The sequence below is a fragment of the Weissella paramesenteroides ATCC 33313 genome (genome assembly GCF_000160575.1).
Taxonomy (GTDB): domain Bacteria; phylum Bacillota; class Bacilli; order Lactobacillales; family Lactobacillaceae; genus Weissella; species Weissella paramesenteroides.
The window spans coordinates 39,130-57,767 of the sequence record NZ_GG697129.1 but is presented as its reverse complement, the minus strand read 5'-3'; the positions used below and the strand labels follow the sequence as shown (position 1 = coordinate 57,767).

Below are 18,638 nucleotides of genomic sequence, written 5' to 3'. Positions count from 1 at the left end.
TATGGTAACACACTACGATGGATATTTAATTGATCTAGATGGTACGATTTATCAAGGAACGAAACAATTTCCTAGTGGCCGTCGTTTCATTAATCGTTTAGCGGCTAGTCAAACAAAATATTTGTTTGTGACCAATAATTCGACGAAAACACCTGAGGCGGTTGCTGAAAATTTAACCAATAATCACCAAATTCCAACAACGCCAGATCAGGTTTATACATCTGCCATGGCATTGGCTGATTACTTAGAAAAATTTGATCAAATTCATCGTGTATTGATGATTGGAGAAGAAGGATTAGAACAAGCCTTATTAGCCAAGGGCTTTGAGCTAGTAACTGAAGCACCTGCTGATGCAGTTGCAATTGGCTTAGATCGAGCGGTTACTTACGAAAAAATTCTGCAAGGTACATTGGCTATCCAACAAGGTGCCATGTTTGTTGCAACTAATCCAGACACCAATTTGCCAACGGAACGGGGGATGGTGCCCGGTGCTGGTTCAGTGGTTGCCTTTTTGGCGACAGCAGTCAGACCTGCACCAATCGTGATTGGTAAGCCGGAGCATATCATTATGGATGGTGCGCTAGATAAATTACAAATTAAACGTCATGAAGCAATTATGGTTGGTGATAACTATAATACAGATATTAAGGCAGGGTTGAGTGCGGACATTGATACATTACTAGTTTATTCGGGTGTTTCGAAAAAAGATGATGTATTAAAACAAGCTAAACAACCAACACATTGGGTTGATTCATTAGATGATTGGACCATTGAAAAATAACATTGACGAATCGTCAGTCTGGTTAGTAAAAAAATAGCTAGTGCTGGCGTTTTATTTTTGTTGTTGCGCCATAATCATGGCAAATTAAAACATGTCGGGGATACTTTGATGAAAAAGATTATCTTTCGTTTAACGACAATGGGTGTTTATGAGCAGACGACCTATTTAGGTAAGTGGACTGATGCAACTAATCAAACCATGTATCTAAAATTTCGCGGTACGTGTGAGTCACTTGGTTCAAATGGGTACATGCAAATTATCGATGACGGATTTGCAAAGAGTAATCCGATGAAGTGGATAATTTTAACAAAGATTTGGGCATATAATTGGGCGGCGTTGTGTCACATCACAGTATGTCAGTCTGATCGATGGCGTGAATTGAATGATAGTGCCATGTGGTGTGAACGCCAGTGTTATGGCATAGCGGATCAATCGTTCGCATTAAAACCAGCAGATTTGCGTACAATTTATTTAAATCAAAAACACCTATCAATTGATAACCAGACAATTTGGACAGTGAGCGAAGAGTATTTATATGGCTGTCAAATCATAACGTATATGTTGACCCAGTACTGTCAACTAACTATCTTGAAAATACGCTCAGTTGAAACTAATCAGTGGGTAGGACAACGAATGATGGTGACATCTAGTAAACCGGTGTTTATATCAATTGGCTTATCAACCAAAGATGCGTGGGTAAGTAATCGTCCATTACGAAAAAATGGGAACCACGTTTTTTATGCGGCACATGATAAACTAGTAATAGAAACGCAATTATTTAAAAAAACATTTGGCCATCACCGTCAATTATGGGAAGATTACTGGCAATTATTTGATATTAACTGGGAAACAGGTTATCGTTGGGCAAGATTATATCGTCGTTTAATGTATGAAATACATTTCGTAAAATCAATTGCAGAAATTCAACAATTACTGTGGGCACCACCGTTAGACGTTACCGGGGATTTTAATTGTTTGACTTGGCAATGTGACTGGGTACCAATTCTTACTGGGTTTTGGCAGCAACTAATTGGTGGTTGCTTTGTAGATGAACGATTAGTTATTGAAAATTGGCCACGATTACCTTTATTAGGTAGGCGTGAATTAACGCTCGACCGTGATGGCCAAAAAATAAAAATCAGGCAAACAAATCAGCAAATGGTCGTGCAACCAAGCAAACCATTAACCGTGATGAGTCAGCACCGGAAAATACAATGTTCACGACAATGTTGGACGGTTATTTGGGAAAATTATTAAATGTAAAGGAAAAATTTACAAAAAATAGGTATCACATTTACAAAGATTAGAGATAATAAATATATGGTCATAGCAAAATAAATTTAGGAGGCGTTCACGAATGAAACGCAATTGGTTGATAAGTGCTGCAATCGTGGTTGTTGCTGGCTGCCTATTAACATTTGGTTACGCAACGCGACAAAAAAATAGTGGCGTGAATATCACTGCAGTCGGGTCGACAGCATTACAGCCACTAGTAGAAGCAGCAGGAGAGGATTTTGCTGGGAAAAATCTTGGCGTCTATATTAACGTGCAAGGTGGTGGTACGGGTACCGGATTAGCACAAATCCAATCCGGTGCCGTCGACCTGGGAAATTCAGATATGTTCGCTGGTGAAAAAGAGGGGATTAATCCCAAGAAACTAGTTGATCATAAGGTCAGCGTCGTCGGTATATCACCAATGATCAACAAAAAAGCACAAGTTGATCATTTAACTAAAAAACAATTAATTGCAATTTTTACAAAAAAAGTGACAAATTGGCGCCAAGTCGGTGGTGCTGATTTGCCAATCATACTTATTAATCGTGTGACTGGTTCTGGTACACGAGCTACTTTTGAGAAGTGGGGTCTTGATGGTGCTAAATCAGCGGATTCACAAGAACAAGATTCTTCAGGAACTGTTCAGTCAATGGTTAGTTCAACACCAGGCGCAATTTCGTACGTTTCATTTGGTTACTTAAATAAGTCAGTGATTGCACCAAAAATTGATGGTGTCGCTGCGACAAATGAGAATGTGATCTCAGGAAAGTGGCCAATTTGGTCCTATGAGCATATCTACACGAAAGGTCAACCAACCGGCGAAGTTAAGAAATTCCTTGCTTATATTGATTCAGAACATATTCAAAAAACACTTGTTCCAAAGCTAGGATATATATCAATTCACGATATGAAAGTTTCTCGCGATGAAAATGGTAAGTTAAATAAAGTAGATTAAGGAGTTAGGCCATGGATTTAATCCGTGAATCATTATTAAAGAAGTCGAAAGCTACTAAGAAAGATCAATTCGGTCGCGTAATTACTTTTTCAGCATTGCTATTGATCGTAGTTGTTGTTGTTTCTATTTTTTGGTTTGTCGCCTCAAAAGGTTTGGCAACATTTTTTACTAATAAAGTTAATCTTTGGGATTTCTTGACCGGTACAAAATGGGCCCCTGGGCAAAAAAATGCGCAAGGAGAACCTTTAGCGGGGGCTTTGCCAATGATTACTGGATCATTTTTGGTGACCCTAATTGCGGCACTGGTCGCAACACCATTTGCGATTGGGACAGCAGTCTTTATGACAGAAATATCACCTAAGCGTGGTGCCAAAATTTTAGGTCCAGTTACTGAATTACTAGTTGGTATTCCATCAGTTGTTTATGGATTTATTGGTTTATCAGTCATTGTACCTGTTATGCGCCATATTTTTGGTGGTTCTGGTTTTGGTATTTTAGCGGGTGCTATGGTGCTATTTGTTATGATTTTGCCTACAGTAACATCAATGACTGTAGACACACTAAAATCTGTGCCCCGTCATTATCGGGAATCTGCATTGGCATTGGGAGCAACCAGATGGCAAATGATTTATAAAGTTATCTTGCGTTCAGCAACGCCAGGAATTTTAACGGCCGTTGTTTTCGGTATGGCGCGTGCATTTGGTGAAGCATTGGCCGTACAAATGGTTATTGGAAACGCACCTTTGATGCCTAAAGGATTAACATCACCATCATCAACCTTGACCTCAATATTGACACAAGGTATTGGAAATACAGTGATGGGATCATTAGAAAATAATGCATTGTGGAGTTTAGCGCTTATCTTACTATTGATGTCATTAATCTTTAATATCATTATTAGAGCAATTGCAAAGAAGGGAGCGATATAAGATGTTAAACCCAAAACAAAGTGATAAATTAGCAAGTGCTATCTTGTACGCAATTGCTGGATTAGTCATATTGATATTGGCAGCATTAGTGGGCTATATTCTTGTACAAGGTGTACCACACTTGTCATGGCACTTTTTAACGGCACCGTCATCTTCATTTACAGCTGGTGGTGGTATCGGTGTGCAATTGTTTAATTCGTTTTATCTACTGATTATTACAATGATCATTTCTTTTCCAATTGCTTTGGGAGCTGGCATTTATCTACATGAATATGCAAATCAAAAGAGTCGATTGATTCAGCTAATTAGAACGGCAATTGAGATTCTTTCTTCACTGCCTTCAGTAGTTGTTGGGTTGTTTGGTTTCTTGCTATTTGTTGTTCAGTTTAAGCTAGGATTCTCGATTTTATCAGGAGCCATTGCACTAACTTTCTTTAACTTACCGCTATTAACGCGTTCAGTAGAAGAATCTTTGCGGAGCATACCTGACTTACAAAGAGAGGCTGGTTCTGCATTAGGATTGTCACGTTGGGAAACAGTTGGTCACATTATTCTACCGGCTGCCGTGCCATCTATTGTGACAGGGGTTGTCCTTTCAGCAGGACGTGTGTTTGGAGAAGCCGCTGCTTTGATATATACTGCTGGGCAATCAGCACCAGCTTTGGACTTTGGTAACTGGAATCCATTCAATACGGCTAGTCCATTAAATATTATGCGACCAGCTGAAACTTTAGCCGTTCATATTTGGAAAGTTAATTCGGAAGGAATTATGCCTGATGCAACAGCAGTTTCAGCCGGGGCTTCTGCCGTTTTAATTATTGCCGTGTTGCTATTTAACTTTTTAGCACGGTTCTTAAGTAGCGTTCTATACAAACGCTTGACTGCGACAAGATAGAAAAGAGGATTGGTATTTATGGCAGCAGGATTAAACTTAACGGGTGAACAACCGGATCGTCATATTTATCATATGAACGAAAATGAGCATGAAATTGCTCTGTCTACAAAAGATTTACAAGTTTATTATGGTGATCATTTAGCATTACAAGATGCCGATTTATCTTTTGAAAGATTTAAGATTACATCATTGATTGGGGCATCTGGTTCGGGGAAATCAACTTTTTTACGTTCATTAAATCGAATGAATGATGATGTTGCTACGGTAAAGGGGAATATTATGTACCGTGGTTTAGACATTAACTCACAAGATATTGATGTGTATGAAATGCGAAAACATATTGGCATGGTCTTTCAACGGCCAAACCCATTTGCAAAGTCAATTACTGACAATATTACATTTGCTCTAAAGCAACATGGTATGCGTGATAAAGAAAAATTAGCAGAAGTTGTTGAAACATCTTTAAAACAAGCTGCGTTGTGGGATGAAGTGAAGGATGATTTGAAAAATTCAGCCTTATCTTTATCAGGTGGTCAACAGCAAAGATTAGTTATTGCTCGAGCAATTGCAATGAAGCCAGACATTTTATTATTGGATGAGCCTGCTTCAGCATTGGATCCAATTTCAAGTGCTAAAATTGAAGATACATTGATGGAATTAAAGAAACAATATACGATTATTATTGTGACACATAATATGCAACAAGCTAGTCGTATTTCGGATTACACAGCATTCTTTCATACTGGTAAAGTTCTTGAATATGATTTGACGAGAAAGATATTTACACGTCCTAAGGTACAAATGACCATTGATTATGTAAATGGTAACTTTGGTTAAAAAGGGAGCTAGAAGATGACACAGAAAATTTTAACAACTGAGAATGTTCATCTTTATTATGGGAAAAAAGAAGCCTTACATGGTATCAACCTTGACTTTAATAAAAATGACATAACAGCTTTGATTGGTCCATCTGGTTCAGGAAAATCAACTTATTTACGTGCTTTAAATCGTATGCATGATTTAACAGATTATGTGACTGTCAATGGTACTTTCATGTTCAATGGCAATGATATTTATGCACCGAATACAGATACAGTTGCTTTACGACAAAAAATTGGTATGGTCTTTCAACAACCTAACCCCTTTCCATTTTCAATTTATGATAATGTTGCTTTTGGTGTTCGAACGGCTGGGAAAAAAAGCAAAGCTGAACTAGACGAAATTGTTGAAAAATCTTTGAAACAAGCAGCCATTTGGGATGAAGTTAAAGATAATCTGCACAAATCTGCACTATCAATATCAGGTGGTCAACAACAACGTGTGTCGATTGCACGTGCATTGGCAACTAATCCAGAGATTTTACTACTTGATGAACCAACTGCTGCCTTGGATCCAGGGTCAGCTAGTAAAGTTGAAAATACAATGATGCAATTACGCGATCAATTAACGATGATTATTGTGACGCATTCAATGGCGCAGGCATCTCGTATATCTGATAAGACTGCCTTCTTTATGGATGGCGAGTTAGTTGAATTCAATCATACAAAGAAGATTTTCTTAGATCCTGATAAACAAGAAACACAAGATTATATATCAGGACGCTTTGGATAAGTTGCTTCTTAGGGTATGATAAGAGAAACAGTAGAAAGGAAATATTGGTATGCGACAGTATTTTGATGATGAATTAGCAGACTTAGATACATCCTTTAAAGAAATGGGGTTACTTGTTTCTGAAACTTTAGATGAAGCTGTACAGGCGTTTTTAGATCATGATCGCGTTGTCGCCCAAGACATTATTGAACGTGATAAGGCCATCAACCAGCGCGAAATCGCAATTGAGAAGAAAAGTTTTGAAATGATTGCCTTGTATCAACCAGTAACAACTGACTTGCGTGAAATTATGACGGTTTTAAAAGCAGTGTCTGTTTTGGAACGTATCGGGGATAACGCACGAAACATTGCTATGTCAACTATCCATGTTAAAGGTAATAAGCGTGTTGCTGAAATCGAAAAAACAATTGGTAGTACTGGTTCAGTCGTTGCCAAGATGGTTTCGCAAGTATTAGATTATTATGTTAATGATGATGCTGTAGCAGCTGAGGGAATATCTGAAGTCGCTTCAGGGGTTTCGGATGCGACGAGACATATTCGTGAGCTCTCGATTGATGCCAGCAAGGCTGATCCTGAACAGGTAACGGCGGCTACTGACTATTTAGTGGTTGCTGGCTATCTAAAGCGCACGTCTGACTATGTGACGGATATTGCTGAATGGATTATTTATAAGCGAACAGGAAAGATTGTTGAGTTAAATCCTGGGACATCTTCATTCATCTAATACCATATAATATTAAAACAGTGAGCTTAAATCTTAGTTCGCTGTTTTTTGCTATTTCGGTTAAAATGGATGTGAATGAATGGAGGGCACGATGCAAACAGTGACAAAAGTGACTCGGCAGCGACGAATGGGACGCTACAATATTTATTTAGATGATGAGTATGCCTTTGCAGTTGATGAGAAAATATTAATTACATATAACTTGTTTAAAGGGGCGACCTTAGATGATGCAGCCATTGAACAAATAAAGTCAGCAGAATTTAGCCAGAAAGCTTATACAAGAGCATTAATTTATGCAACTGGTCAAATGCGTACCAGTCAGCAAGTCTATCTTAAACTGAAAGAACAAGGATATGACCAGCAAATTATTAAGGACGTAATCAGTCGTTTAAAGGATGACCATGTTCTTGATGATGTCACATATGCTGAGACCTATGTTGATCAAGCAAAGTCAGCAGGTAAGTTAGGTCCACGGGGTGTGAAATTTAAATTACAACAAGCAGGTATTGACCAATTTGTGATTGAGGATGCATTAGCTGCATATACGATTACAGATCAAGTTGATGCATTGGCAGAAAGGGTTGGTCAATTGTTAGAAAAAAATGCCCGTCATTCAACATTTCTGGCAGAACAAAAAACGCAGCAAAAATTGCTACAACAGGGTTTTGACCAGCGCCTCATACAACAAGCAATCAGTGAACATCGGGCAATTGAAGCGCCTGATGCTGATCAAGAATGGGAAAATCTAGATCGAGATGCGACGATAGCAGCAAATCGCTACGCTTCATTTGAAGGATGGGAATTTAAAAACAAATTAAAAGCGGCCATGTATCGTAAAGGCTATGATTTGAATTTAGTTGATCGGTGGTTAAAGCAAAGAGACTAAGTTGCCAGTGTTTTTTAACGTCTCGCGTGATACAATGAAATAGAAAAAAATTTGGTGAAATTCACAGAAAGCTCAAAATAATGAAAGATAGTCGATTACCACGTGAAGGCGACTTCGTAACTATTAAGAGCTACAAGCATGACGGGAGTTTACATCGGACTTGGCGTGACACGATGGTGTTGAAAACCAGTGAGAATGCAATTATTGGCTTAAATGATCATACATTAGTGACTGAAGATGATGGTCGCCGATGGGTGACAAGGGAGCCAGCAATTGTCTATTTTCATCGTAAATATTGGTTCAACATCGTTGCGATGATACGTGAGAATGGCGTGTCTTATTATTGCAACCTTGCATCCCCATTTGTGTTGGATAAAGAAGCGTTGAAGTATGTCGATTATGATTTGGATGTGAAAGTCTTTCCAAATGGTGAGAAGCGTTTGTTAGATACAGACGAATATGAATTACATAAAGCACGTTGGCATTATCCAGCAGATATTGATTATATTGTGCGTGAGCATGTCAAAATCTTAGTCGATTGGATCAATAATCAGCAAGGACCATTTTCCGATGCCTATATTGACTTGTGGTATCGACGTTATTTAGAAATTAAACGTCGAAATAGTCAACAATAGTTGTCATAATATAACTAATTAAGACTACCGATTCAAGGCAGTCTTTTTTTGTGTCAGAATGATTGGGAGAACTACTGACGGTTTGTATCAGTGTATTGCGTTGCAACCGGGCCTATTGAAACAAATGACAATATTAGTTATACTGAATTGTTAAGTTTTTTAAAAATAATATAAAAAAATAAAAAGGCGATTAATTATGGCATCATTAAAAGAAGCAACGCAAACGCGACGTACATTTGCTATTATTTCTCATCCGGATGCCGGTAAAACGACAATTACAGAGCAGTTATTAAAGCTTGGAGGAGTTGTCCGTGAGGCTGGTACCGTTAAGGGACGTAAAGGAAACTTTGCCAAATCTGACTGGATGGAAATTGAGCAAAAACGTGGTATTTCTGTGACATCATCAGTTTTACAATTTGACTTTGATGGTAAGCGCATTAATATTCTGGACACACCAGGACACGAGGATTTTTCTGAAGATACTTACCGCACACTCATGGCAGTTGATTCAGTTATCATGGTGGTTGATTCAGCAAAGGGAATTGAACCACAAACTAAAAAATTGTTTGAGATTGTTAGTGAACGACATATTCCTATTTTCACTTTCTTTAATAAGTTAGATCGGGATGGTCGTGAACCATTGGACTTGGTGGATGAACTAGAGTCAACTTTAGGCATTAATGCTTATCCGATGAATTGGCCAATTGGTTCTGGACAAATCTTAGCGGGATTATTTGATCGTTACCATAATAATGTGGAAGTTTATCGACCAACTAGTGAGGCCGAACGCTTTTTGCCACTTAATGAGGAAGGTGTTGATTTAGCAACACCAAATGCTATTCAAAATAATTCACTCTGGGACGAGACTCGTGATGAAATTGAGATGCTCCAAGATGCGGGTAACCAATTTGATGAATCAGCCGTTATGAGTGGAAAATTGACGCCAGTTTTCTTTGGTTCAGCGTTGCAGGGATTTGGGATTGAAACCTTTTTGCAAACATACATGCAATTTGCACCAGCTCCCGCACCTAAGCATACGATTACTGGTGAAGCAATTGCACCAGATAACGAGCAATTTACTGGTTTTGTCTTTAAAATCCAAGCAAATATGAATCCGAACCATCGTGATCGTATTGCTTTTCTGCGTATTGTATCCGGTCAGTTCGAACGTGGTATGGATGTGACCCTACAACGGACACAAAAGAAAATTAGATTAGCAAATGTGACTCAGTTTATGGCTGATACTCGTGAAAATGTTGAGACGGCTTATCCAGGTGATATTATTGGTATTTATGATACCGGGAATTTCCAAATCGGCGATACGATATACGCTGGTAAACATGAAGTCACGTTTGAAGAATTGCCAACATTTACACCTGAATTATTCATGCGCGTACATGCAAAAAATGTTTTGAAGCAGAAGTCATTCCATAAAGGGGTTACGCAGCTGGTTCAAGAAGGAACAATTCAAATGTATACGGCTTGGGATTCCGGAGACTATATTATTGGTGCAGTTGGGGCATTGCAATTTGAAGTGTTCCAATTCCGAATGGAGAATGAATATAATACCGAAGTCTCATTAGAAACTATGGGATCTAAAATTGCTCGCTGGATAGATCCAGAGCAGTTGGATCCAAGAATGGCTTCTTCACGAAACTTACTTGTTCGTGACCGACATGAAAAGCCAGTATTCCTATTTGAAAATCAATTTGCTGAACGTTGGTTTGCAAATAAGTACCCAGATGTTAAATTGGAGGCAAAGTTATGACGTTAATGTTACCTGTTATGCCAACGAATTGGCTAATGGGAGCATTGGTATTTTCCGTGATATTATTAATGCCAACAGCAGTTTACTTTGCTGGTCATTCGGCATTAAAACGGTTTCCAAAATTATTCAATGCATTACATTGGCTATTTGGGGCATATTTAATATATGTAATTGTTGCCGGAATGGTAACGTTGCTAGTTAGCTAAAAATTAAAACACTTGTGATCAATTATAAAAGCCAATGGCGCTATTTGTTAATCACAAGTGTTTTTATTTTATATTAAAAAACGATGAAATTATTTCATTCAAAATTAGAAAATAAATATTTTTTATAATATATCATTGACGCTACCTGCCATAAAAGACTACACTACACTAAATATTTAAATTAAAAAAACATTTTTAAGGTTCATGATTGATGTTGTTTGATTTAAAAATAATAAAAAAGAGGTGGTCAATATGAAGTACGGCATTATTGGAGCAGGCGCAATGGGATATAGGTTTGGGGTAATGTTACAAAAAAATGCTAATGTTGATGTTGACTTCATTGATACTTGGGAGCGCAATGTTGAAGCCGTTCGTGAACAAGGTGGCGTTTCTGTTGCCCGTGATCATGAGAATCGACATATAGAACCTATTAATATTTTCTATCCAGAGGAATATCATGGATACCCTGATGTATGGATTATTTTTAAAAAGCAGATGCAACTAGCTGAAGAATTAAAACGTGACAAAGCAGCAGGCATTTTTCATGAAGATCAATATGTATTTTCGGCGATGAATGGTATGGGGCACTTTGAAAAAATCGCAAATTATTTTGCTGGAGATCATATTGTTTGTGGTACGGCAATGATTGCAACTCGCTTGGATGGTCCTGCCAATGTGGATTTTATGGGTGCCGAAGGGACGGAAGTCATGCATTTAGCTAAATATGATAACAATTCAGCAGATCAAATATTTCAAGCAATCGTTGCAGATTTTAAACGAGCAAAGTTAAATCCGGTGGTTACTGATGATTGGTTGGGAATGTGTATGTCAAAGGTTGTTTTTAATGCGGTGACAAATACATTGTGTACAATGTTTGAAATGCAGATGGGGCAGTTTATTGAGTATGCAGGTGTCCGAGAAATGGCCAAGCAACTCTTTGATGAAGCCTATGATGCTTGTGAACGAGCCGGCATATATCTGATTGCTACGCGTCAGGAACAAGTTGATTCAGTTATCACTGTTAGTCAAGAGTACAAATATCATTATCCATCGATGTATCAAGATTTTTCAAAGGGACGCCCAACGGAGGTTGACTACATCAATGGTTATATTGCAAAAATAGGCCGTGAACATGACTTTGTTTGTCGAACACACGAATTTGTTGTTCATGAAGTACACATGGCAGAGATGATGAGAAAATATCACCAAATGCCAGAGAATAGTGCAAATTAGTTGGTTCTTTTTTGATAAACAATTGTGTTTTGACCATAGGTGAACATTGTATATTGAAGGGTTATCACTCTACCAATTTGTTGGTGGAGGGGTAGCCCTTCACTTGTTCCCAAAAACTTAAATGATGATTGTGTTATCACACTTTTTGATGCGCTGTTTTAGTAGCTACATACTGACATACCTAGTGAAATTGTCGTTGGAAGCTGATTATGTTAAAATAAACCTAATAATTAAAGGAGAGACATTCATGGACAAACAAGAAATGGATCCACACGTCAAAACCGGACTATATGGAACACCTGAAATTAATCCAGATGAACAACACCATTACTTAGGTAATTTCCGTGAACGCATCTATGTACTACAGACGCGTGAAACTGCTGGTGAAGATCGCTATATGAAAGCCTGGGAGCAACAGTTGCATGCCCATCCTGATGCAGTGCTGTATTTAAATGGTCATTTAAATAAAAATGTGTTAGATCAGTATATTGAGTTAGCTGCGAAACAACAGGCAAAATTTACACTTAAAAGTGATGCAATCTATGATCAGTCTGATGTGGTAGCAGTTCTTGCGGCACATTCAGCGGTTCATCAAGAGCCTGTTTCCATTGAAGATACCATTGATAGTAGTGAGACTAGTAGCGGTCAAAAAGATGAGAAAAAACCGTGGTATAAAAGACTATTTAGTTAATTAAACGGTTAAAGGAGGTAATTTGGATGCAACAGCCATTGGCTTACCGCATGCGCCCACGAAATATCAGTGAAGTTGTTGGTCAACAACATCTGGTAGGTGACGGGAAAATTATTAATCGAATGGTAACTGCTAAAATGTTGTCATCGATGATTCTATATGGACCTCCTGGAACCGGGAAAACAAGTATTGCTAGTGCCATTGCTGGGTCGACAAAATATGCCTTTCGAATTTTAAATGCAGCGACGGACACTAAAAAAGATTTACAGATTGTGGCTGAAGAGGCTAAAATGTCTGGGACAGTGGTCTTATTATTGGATGAAATACATCGATTAGATAAAACCAAGCAAGATTTTTTGCTACCTCATTTGGAAAGTGGGCGCATTGTTTTAATTGGTGCAACGACGGAAAATCCTTATTTGACAATTTTGCCAGCAATTCGCTCTAGAACACAAATATTTGAGGTGAAGCCATTATCTGAAGCTGACATGCAAATGGCAATCGCTCGTGCTTTAGCCGATAAAGAGCGTGGTCTGGGCGACTTTGATGTTGATTTGGATCAAGAAGCACAGCAACAATTAATTTATGCAACTAATGGTGATTTGCGTTCAGCATTGAATGGTCTTGAATTAGCAGTTAGGTCAACTAATCCAAGCGAAGATGGGCGGATTCATATTACTTTACCGATTATCGAAGAAACTGTGCAGCGAAAAGCAATCACGGCTGATAAAGATGGTGATGGTCATTATAATGTTATTTCAGCATTACAAAAGTCCATCCGCGGTAGTGATGTTGATGCAGCACTACATTATTTATCACGCTTGATTGAGGCTGGCGATTTACCAATCATTGCAAGACGCTTACAAGTGATTGCATATGAGGATGTTGGCGTGGCTAATCCAGCCGTTGCTGCGCGAACTGTGACAGCAATTCAGGCGGCTTTACAGCTTGGTTTCCCAGAAGCACGTATTCCGTTAGCGAATGCGGTCATTGAATTGGCGCTATCTCCAAAATCAAACGCAGCAATTACAGCAGTTGATGCAGCAATTAGTGATGTCAAAAAGGGTGCTACAGGTGATGTGCCTGATCATTTAAAGGATGCGCACTATTCTGGTGCAAAAAAATTAGGTCATGGTGTAGACTATGTCTATCCGCATGGCTATCCTGGCGACTGGGTACCACAACAATATTTGCCTGACAAGTTGATGGGAGCCAACTACTTTAAGCCAGCCGGTAACTCTAAGGTTGAACGTGCTTATAAAGAACAATATGACAAATTAAAAAAAGCGCAACGAGATGGGTTAAAAGGAAACTAGGCACTTATGAAGAATAGCGCGCCTAATGATCTGTCAAGGCTTTTATTTTGTATAATTATAAGTATAATAGGAAATATAAATGAATTCCTTGGGTGTACGCGTAATTCTACCATCTGTAGTTGCTTTACAACCTTTTTGCTCGGGGATGTCGGGATGCCGCTATAACATGCTGTTTCACTCAGTAGTTATAAACGCGGACTTATTCACCCACTTTCCTTTAACTGGAGCCAACTCAGTCGAATTTACTAACGGCACCAATCAAGTGTTCATAGTTTCTCAAAACTTTAAGTTTTTGAGTGACGATAGTCGGCCATTTTCGATATACATATCGAAGGTGGGCGGCTTTTTTATCAGTAAAGAAAAGGAATATAAATATGATTATTGGACTTTATGTTTTGTTTGCAGTGGTGGTTGGGATACTTGGCATTTATTTGTTGACGCATCGCCATGGTTTTTTGGGCATCTCAGAGCAACATGCGAAACAACCGGCACTGTGGTTTGGCTGGCTGTTTACGATTGATGCTATTTCATTACTAATAAGTACTTTTTTAACAAAAGGGGCTGCATTACCAGGCGGACTCTTTGTCATCGTAGCTACTTTGTTAACAACTGTATTGGCAATTGTTGTTGTTCGTCTTTTATTTAAATAATTTATATATATCGCAAATGGCAAAAATAAACATTATTTATGTGAAAAAATGTGACAGATGCGTTATAATAAAAGTGTAGAAAAAGTCGCATATGGTCAATCGGACAGGGGGAACTGTTATGGCTGATGTAAAAGTAAACTACAAGAATATATTGGTACCAGTTGATGGATCTAAGGAGGCTGAGGCTGCATTAGATCGTGCTATCAAGGTAGCTAAGCAGAATGGATCAGATACAAAGTTGCATATTTTGCATGTTATTGATACCCGATCATTCCAAAATGTTACTGATTTTAGAACAACAATGGTTGAGCAAGTCGCAGGTACTGCTAAGAAGACGTTGGACGCATATTTGCAGAAGGCTAAGGATGCCGGCGTTGAGAACGTTGACTATTCAATTGAATATGGTTCACCTAAGGACGTCATTGCAACGCAGGCACCAGCAAAGTATGCCATTGATTTGATTATGATTGGTGCTACAGGGTTAAATGCTATTGAGCGTTTGTTGATTGGTTCTGTTACTGAGTTCGTGACACGTGTCGCAACAGTTGATACGTTAATTGTTCGTCGAACAAAGGATGATGAGTAGCGTTTTAAGATTAATTTATAGTAAAAGCTGAGACAGAATTTCTGTCTCAGCTTTTTTGATTATTTTTGGTATTTGTACGAAAACCAATTTATGTTGTTGGGGCTATTATTTCTTGTTAGTTTAAATATCTGGTACAATAAATATATTATTGACAGTTTATAAGGGATGGAGATCGCAATATGAGTGAGTCAAAACTAAATTTGGTAGCATCAACATTGACAAATAGTTTGGGGACAACCATTATTGGTCACGTGGCGGCAGAGAATGTTGTGATCACTGTAAAGTATGCAAATGATGATGTTGATACAACCACTTCAGATGAAAAGGGTAGCTTTGTTGTTAAAATACCAACAGAAAATACAGACAATGAAGTAACGTTAACAGCAATGTTCCCTGATCAATCAGCTAAAGAGGTTGTGTCATTAGTCATTGATCAACCGGCACCAGTTGTAACGGCAGTAATTTCTACTCAAAATGGACAACGATTGCTTGAAGGGCGTGTCAATCAGCGAGATGTTTCGATTTCTGTACATTTCATTGGTGATGAACATGTCATTTCATTACCTATTGATAATGGGCTGGAGTTTGAGTTAGTCTTACCAGATGATATTTTGCCAAGTCAGATAGAAGTGCATGCAACGAATCAAAAGACTGGCAAGACTGGTCGAACGGTTGTTGGCCTTGGCGTGACATCAAAGACAGTCGCTATGCCTGCTTTGACAGATGAAATGATTGCAGAATATGTTCATAATGAGGAAGTTAAACATCAGTCTGAGGCCGAAGCTAGTAAAAAAGTAGCGACATCTACGGAAATTGCAACGCCACCAGTGAGTGAGTCTGACAAAGATGTTTCTGATGCAGTAGAAGAAACGGATAAAACAGCTGAGACATCGTCCCATTCTGAGGCTAAGGATTCTGAAAACAATGAGAGAGCCGCAACAGAATCACGTGTTGAAAGACGTAAACGTGGTGGTATTAGGGGCTTCTTTGCCCGCCTTTTTGGTCGAAAAGGTTAATTTTATGACAAAGACAGGCGTTCATTTAATAAAAAGTTAGCATTTGTTAATGGAACTGTGACATAGTCATTAAAAACGTAAAATTATCTATGATAGAATATTATGGTTTAAGGAAAAGAAAGGTAAATCATAATGCATAAACGACAAATCACGATGATTATTGGAATTATGGCAGTGGCAGCAATAATTGCTATTTTTGCGATTGTATTTAATAGTACGCCGCATGAAGAAGCGGCAACTGCAGCAACTTCGTCACACAGTTCTAAGGCCGTTAACAAGAAGCAACAGTCAAACAGTCAGGGCAAAGCAGTTTCAAAAACTTCTACAACTATTGACAAGTCGTCAAGTTCTACTGGCGCAGAAGAGAATTTAGATGTTAAAAACATACTAAAAGGGCAAAATAATGTTCCTGCTATTGTCTCGGTCAATCAAAACAATGGTGAGTTAACGGTTATCTTTGCTGATGATGGGACACAATCACTTGATGATTTTATGAAGGCATATGCTAAGGCAACTGGCTTAGTTTTAAAGGCAGCTGGTCAACAATCAAAAATTAGTTCAGTGATGATTGCGCGGCAAGTTAAACTAGAAGATGGTCTAGAATATGCAGTAGCAGGAAAATGGCAAAAGGATCAATTAGCAACCGTTAACAAGTTAGCTGCTGAACCTGCTATTAAAGACGTCTTACTGAGTGCCAGTCATTACTCAATTGGTGGTGCGGTTTGGGATGCATTCTCGCAGCAACAAAAAAATGACTACCAAAATCATCAACAAGGTGGTCAGGTTGAAGCAACCGATGATGGCTTTAATAAGTGGGTCCAGGCTGGTATTGAGAAGAACAAATAATTTAAAGATTATTATGTTTCATGCAGCAATTTTTATAAATAATAAAAGGGTCGAGGTCAATTCCAAATATGGAAGACTTCGGCCCTTTACGGTTAAAGTTATGCCTTGTAGTTAGTTGAATAGCATTGAATAAATTGAAATATACATGAGTGTCGCACCTAATAATACAAATAAATGCCAGTAAACGTGACCAAGTGGCAGCTTTGGCATGAGATATAATAGGGCACCAAGCGTATAGGTAATGCCACCTGCTAGTAATAAGTAAAATGCGAAGGGTGTTAACGCTGCATGAAGGGCAGGAAAGGCCAATATAATCAGCCAACCCATGATGACATAGATAATAACCGATACCCATGGCCAACGACCAACAAAAAATAGGTCGTAAATAAAGCCTAAAATAGTGCATAATAGAATGGTTAGCCAAATTGGCCAGCCTATTTTAGTATCTAAAAATAGCCAGGTGTATGGGGTATAACTACCGAGAATGACAAGATAGATACCAGAATGATCCAAAAATTGGAAAATTTTACCAGCCTTTGTAAAAATGAGTGCGTGAAACAAAGTCGAAGCAAGTAGAAAACTAATGATCGATATTGCATAAATGGTTAACGCAACAATTGTAAAGGTTGAAAAATGGTGTTGTACACTGTTGATGATTAATAAGGTTGCACCAATAATTGCGGCGATAACACCAATCCCGTGGGTAACGGCATTTAAAGTTTCGTAGGTAATGAGGTAGCGACGATTTTCTTTTGTTAAAGTAGGCATAGGGGTTCTCCTTTATCTAATTAAGGACATTATCGATTAAATTAAATTAATTGTTATGATTATCATAACCGTTACATCTAGTTTTGTAAACTAAATAAAATGGTTATAAGGAATATGTGAGGTTTGTAGAGATGTTAATGACGATAATAAAGGGTATGATGATTGGGTTTGCTTTTGTGGCACCAATTGGGATGCAAAATTTGTACGTGTTTAATAATGCGTTGACTAATTCCTTTCGACGTTCATTAGTTTATGTTCTTTTTGTATGGATTGCGGATTCATTATTTTCGTTAGCAGCGTTTTTCGGTATGGGGGCCATCATTAGTTCAGTGACTTGGCTGAGATTATTGGTTATGCTAGTGGGTGGTTTGCTAGTTATTTGGATCGGCTGGGGAATTTTGCGCAGTGCTGATGGGGTCCAGTTAAATGCCCATCAAAATAAATTACCAGTAAAACAAGCTTTTATGACAGCCTTTATTGTGTCATGGGCCAACCCACAGGCTTTGATTGACGGTAGTTTGTTGCTGGGTGCTTTACGAGGTACCTTGGCAAAAGATGCTGTGTGGCCATTTATTATTGGTGTGATTATGGCGACTTTTATTTGGTTTAATACGATTACGATTCTCATGAATTTGTTAAAAGAACGTCTACCTAAAAAAGTGCTTGTTTGGGTAAATATTATATCTGGACTAATCGTTTTGATTTATGGTGCTTACTTATTAGTTGAAGCATTATTGGACATCTTCTAAATAAAATGGCTTTATTCCAACAGAATTGAACTCATGACAGTCCTTAGGGTTGATTTTGTTAATCTATCATTGTAAAATTGCTTTTATAGCAATGCACTAGAGAGTATAAGCAAAGTAT

The 18,638-nt window shown here is 38.3% G+C and carries 21 protein-coding genes and 1 other annotated feature (1 of these 22 running past the window's edge); of the genes, 20 read left to right on the top strand and 1 reads right to left on the bottom strand.

What is annotated here, in order from left to right; genetic code table 11:
- Position 1 precedes the first annotated feature (1 nt).
- The 19 genes from HMPREF0877_RS03150 to HMPREF0877_RS03060 all read left to right on the top strand — a co-directional run bounded on the left by HMPREF0877_RS03150 (position 2) and on the right by HMPREF0877_RS03060 (position 17,003).
- Positions 2–781: a TIGR01457 family HAD-type hydrolase gene (locus HMPREF0877_RS03150; protein WP_002827760.1), complete on the top strand. Its 780-nt coding sequence runs from the start codon at positions 2–4 to the stop codon at positions 779–781.
- 108 nt (positions 782–889) lie between these two features.
- Positions 890–2,038, top strand: a complete 1,149-nt coding sequence (locus tag HMPREF0877_RS03145; RefSeq protein ID WP_002827759.1) for a hypothetical protein — start codon at positions 890–892, stop codon at positions 2,036–2,038.
- A gap of 100 nt (positions 2,039–2,138) precedes the next feature.
- Complete coding sequence (locus HMPREF0877_RS03140) at positions 2,139–3,011, top strand: phosphate ABC transporter substrate-binding protein PstS family protein (protein ID WP_002827758.1); 873 nt, start codon at positions 2,139–2,141, stop codon at positions 3,009–3,011.
- Between the two features lie 11 nt (positions 3,012–3,022).
- Positions 3,023–3,940 (top strand): phosphate ABC transporter permease subunit PstC, encoded by a 918-nt coding sequence (pstC, locus tag HMPREF0877_RS03135; RefSeq protein WP_002827757.1) that lies wholly within the window; start codon positions 3,023–3,025, stop codon positions 3,938–3,940.
- A 1-nt stretch (position 3,941) separates the two neighbouring features.
- Complete coding sequence (gene pstA / locus HMPREF0877_RS03130) at positions 3,942–4,835, top strand: phosphate ABC transporter permease PstA (protein WP_002827756.1); 894 nt, start codon at positions 3,942–3,944, stop codon at positions 4,833–4,835.
- Between the two features lie 72 nt (positions 4,836–4,907).
- Complete coding sequence (pstB, locus tag HMPREF0877_RS03125) at positions 4,908–5,672, top strand: phosphate ABC transporter ATP-binding protein PstB (protein WP_238334571.1); 765 nt, start codon at positions 4,908–4,910, stop codon at positions 5,670–5,672.
- Positions 5,673–5,687: 15 nt separating this feature from the next.
- On the top strand, positions 5,688–6,446 hold the full coding sequence (gene pstB / locus HMPREF0877_RS03120; protein WP_002827753.1) for a phosphate ABC transporter ATP-binding protein PstB: 759 nt from the start codon (positions 5,688–5,690) through the stop codon (positions 6,444–6,446).
- Between the two features lie 49 nt (positions 6,447–6,495).
- On the top strand, positions 6,496–7,170 hold the full coding sequence (gene phoU / locus HMPREF0877_RS03115; RefSeq protein WP_002827752.1) for a phosphate signaling complex protein PhoU: 675 nt from the start codon (positions 6,496–6,498) through the stop codon (positions 7,168–7,170).
- Between the two features lie 91 nt (positions 7,171–7,261).
- Positions 7,262–8,056, top strand: coding sequence for a RecX family transcriptional regulator (locus tag HMPREF0877_RS03110; protein ID WP_040760478.1), 795 nt, complete (start codon positions 7,262–7,264; stop codon positions 8,054–8,056).
- Between the two features lie 80 nt (positions 8,057–8,136).
- Positions 8,137–8,691 carry a nucleoside tri-diphosphate phosphatase gene (gene ntdP, locus HMPREF0877_RS03105; protein WP_002827750.1) on the top strand — a complete coding sequence of 185 codons (555 nt, stop codon included), beginning with the start codon at positions 8,137–8,139 and terminating at the stop codon, positions 8,689–8,691.
- A gap of 196 nt (positions 8,692–8,887) precedes the next feature.
- Complete coding sequence (locus HMPREF0877_RS03100) at positions 8,888–10,459, top strand: peptide chain release factor 3 (protein WP_002827749.1); 1,572 nt, start codon at positions 8,888–8,890, stop codon at positions 10,457–10,459.
- Complete coding sequence (locus HMPREF0877_RS03095) at positions 10,456–10,665, top strand: hypothetical protein (protein WP_002827748.1); 210 nt, start codon at positions 10,456–10,458, stop codon at positions 10,663–10,665. Before HMPREF0877_RS03100 ends, HMPREF0877_RS03095 begins: the two co-directional genes overlap by 4 nt.
- 252 nt (positions 10,666–10,917) lie before the next feature.
- A complete protein-coding gene (locus HMPREF0877_RS03090) occupies positions 10,918–11,898 on the top strand; it encodes a ketopantoate reductase family protein (RefSeq protein ID WP_002827746.1) in 981 nt (326 codons plus the stop codon).
- Between the two features lie 247 nt (positions 11,899–12,145).
- Entirely contained in the window at positions 12,146–12,589 is a 444-nt protein-coding gene (locus HMPREF0877_RS03085; protein WP_131473311.1) for a YueI family protein, read from the top strand.
- 26 nt (positions 12,590–12,615) lie between these two features.
- The gene (locus tag HMPREF0877_RS03080) at positions 12,616–13,905 is read left to right on the top strand and encodes a replication-associated recombination protein A (protein ID WP_002827744.1); all 1,290 of its coding nucleotides are present in this window, start codon (positions 12,616–12,618) and stop codon (positions 13,903–13,905) included.
- A gap of 374 nt (positions 13,906–14,279) precedes the next feature.
- Positions 14,280–14,555: a hypothetical protein gene (locus tag HMPREF0877_RS03075; RefSeq protein WP_002827743.1), complete on the top strand. Its 276-nt coding sequence runs from the start codon at positions 14,280–14,282 to the stop codon at positions 14,553–14,555.
- 118 nt (positions 14,556–14,673) lie between these two features.
- On the top strand, positions 14,674–15,141 hold the full coding sequence (locus HMPREF0877_RS03070; protein WP_040760477.1) for a universal stress protein: 468 nt from the start codon (positions 14,674–14,676) through the stop codon (positions 15,139–15,141).
- Between the two features lie 179 nt (positions 15,142–15,320).
- Complete coding sequence (locus HMPREF0877_RS03065; RefSeq protein ID WP_002827741.1) at positions 15,321–16,157, top strand: hypothetical protein; 837 nt, start codon at positions 15,321–15,323, stop codon at positions 16,155–16,157.
- Between the two features lie 132 nt (positions 16,158–16,289).
- The gene (locus tag HMPREF0877_RS03060) at positions 16,290–17,003 is read left to right on the top strand and encodes a hypothetical protein (protein WP_002827740.1); all 714 of its coding nucleotides are present in this window, start codon (positions 16,290–16,292) and stop codon (positions 17,001–17,003) included.
- A gap of 111 nt (positions 17,004–17,114) precedes the next feature.
- On the opposite strand, the gene trhA is transcribed toward HMPREF0877_RS03060, so the two are convergent.
- Positions 17,115–17,771 carry a PAQR family membrane homeostasis protein TrhA gene (trhA, locus tag HMPREF0877_RS03055; protein WP_002827739.1) on the bottom strand — a complete coding sequence of 219 codons (657 nt, stop codon included), beginning with the start codon at positions 17,769–17,771 and terminating at the stop codon, positions 17,115–17,117.
- Positions 17,772–17,902: 131 nt separating this feature from the next.
- On the opposite strand from trhA, the gene HMPREF0877_RS03050 reads away from it, so the two are divergent.
- Positions 17,903–18,520, top strand: a complete 618-nt coding sequence (locus HMPREF0877_RS03050) for a LysE/ArgO family amino acid transporter (protein ID WP_002827738.1) — start codon at positions 17,903–17,905, stop codon at positions 18,518–18,520.
- Positions 18,521–18,602: 82 nt separating this feature from the next.
- Positions 18,603–18,638, top strand: a binding site (T-box leader) (it continues 174 nt past the right edge of the window).